Origin of the sequence: Moorena sp. SIO4E2, assembly GCF_010671945.1 — a bacterium.
GTDB classification, from domain to species: domain Bacteria; phylum Cyanobacteriota; class Cyanobacteriia; order Cyanobacteriales; family Coleofasciculaceae; genus Moorena; species Moorena producens.
The window spans coordinates 1-1954 of the sequence record NZ_JAAHIE010001007.1; the positions used below are offsets into that span (position 1 = coordinate 1).

At 39.4% G+C, this 1954-nt stretch carries 1 protein-coding gene; it reads left to right on the forward strand.

What is annotated here, in order from left to right; genetic code table 11:
* Nucleotides 1–512 precede the first annotated feature (512 nt).
* A partial coding sequence (gene ltrA, locus F6K37_RS39985) for a group II intron reverse transcriptase/maturase (protein ID WP_287256820.1) occupies nucleotides 513–1954 on the forward strand: 1442 nt, incomplete at its 3' end.

Genomic DNA, 1954 nt, shown 5'->3' on the forward strand with positions numbered 1-1954 from the left:
TGATAACTTGATAACCATGATGGTGAAACTCCATCCCTCGCGAAATCCGAGTGACAGCCTTACCCTGATTTATGAACATAACAAACTCATAGATTAATGCAAGGGTCGAACAGTGAAGCATCCTTAACCTGAACAGATGTTAGTAACAGGCAGGGACTCATGGGTACGCAAGAAAGATACATCCGAGTTAAATAGGTGTAGCGAAATAAGGTTTGATACGCTACAAACAAATAGTTAAAGGAAAACAAATGGATTATGTAGTTTTGGCTCTACATAATGATTTCCCTAATTCCCGGTGAATAGTATCGCCCTAAAAGTCCGAAAAAATGGTTATCAGGAACGAAGTAACTCCTATATATACTCTCAGAAAGGTCGAATATTCTGAGTAGGTAGTTAGCCGTAAGTTATATGGGAGCAAGATTGAATCAAAAGCTAATACCTGGAGTAACATCCAGGATACGCCGACAGATTCACGTCTATAGGAAAAGATATAGTTGTAAGTAGTAATGAATATGTCTAAAACCCAGGGAAACCAGACGGTGGAATGGAATAGGGTAAATTGGCGTAAGCTAGAAAAAGTCTTATTTAAGTTACAAAAACGAATATATCGAGCCTCACAACGTGGTGACGTCCGTGTGGTAAGAAAGCTACAAAAGACCCTAATGAAATCCTGGACAGCCAAAATGATTGCGGTCAGGCGGGTTACCCAGGAAAACAAAGGTAAGAAAACTGCCGGAATAGACGGGAAAGAAGCCTTAACCCATAGGCAACGACTCGCCCTGGTAGTTAACCTAAAAATCCATAAGAAGGCAAAACCAACAAGAAGGGTTTGGATACCAAAACCTGGAAAAACGGAAAAGCGACCTTTAGGAATCCCGACCATATATGACCGTGCTTTACAGGCACTTGCTAAACAGGCATTAGAACCTGAATGGGAAGCAAAATTTGAACCCAACTCTTATGGGTTCAGACCAGGACGCTCATGTCACGATGCTATTGAAGCAATATTCAAAGCCATTGCCCAAAAACAAAAATGGGTTCTAGATGCAGATATTGCCAAATGCTTTGACAAAATCAACCATGAAACGCTACTAACAAAATTAAATACATATCCATCCTTAAGACGTCTAATAAAGTCCTGGCTCAAAGCCGGAGTGATGGACAATGGAACATTCTCACCTACAAAAGAGGGCACTCCTCAGGGTGGAGTTATATCTCCACTCCTGGCAAATATAGCCCTCCACGGAATGGAAGAGCACATCAAACAATATGCAGAAACATTAAAAATAAAAGGGAGGGCTAAAACACAAAAGAGAAAGGCAATGAGTTTGATAAGATATGCTGACGACTTCGTAATCATACACGAAGACCAAACCACAGTAGAAGAATGTCAAAAAATTATTAGCACATGGTTGAAGGATATAGGGCTGGAATTAAAACCAAGTAAAACAAAAATAGCCCACACAACGGACGGATTTGACTTCCTAGGATTCAATATACGTCAATACAATGTAGGTAAAAATCAGTCAAAACAAGGTTTTAAGACCATCATAAAACCATCCAAAGAAAGCATCCAAAGACATTATAGGCAGCTCTCAGACAAAATAGACCGTCATAGAGCCGCCTCCCAAGAGGCACTAATAAAATGCCTTAAACCTATTATACTCGGATGGTGCAACTACAATAAAACAGTATGTAGCAAAGAAACATTCGAGAAAATAGGATACATGTTATGGAATAAGCTTCAAAGATGGGGATACAGAAGGCATCCTAATAAATCTAAAAACTGGGTAACCAAGAAATATTGGGGAACCTTAGGAAAGGATAGATGGATGTTTATGACTAGTAAAGATAATTACTTACCTAGACATGCCAAGGTAGAAATTATCAGACACACAAAAGTCAAAGACATCATAAGGGCTTCTGGTGTCTTTGACTTTTGTGTGTCTGATAA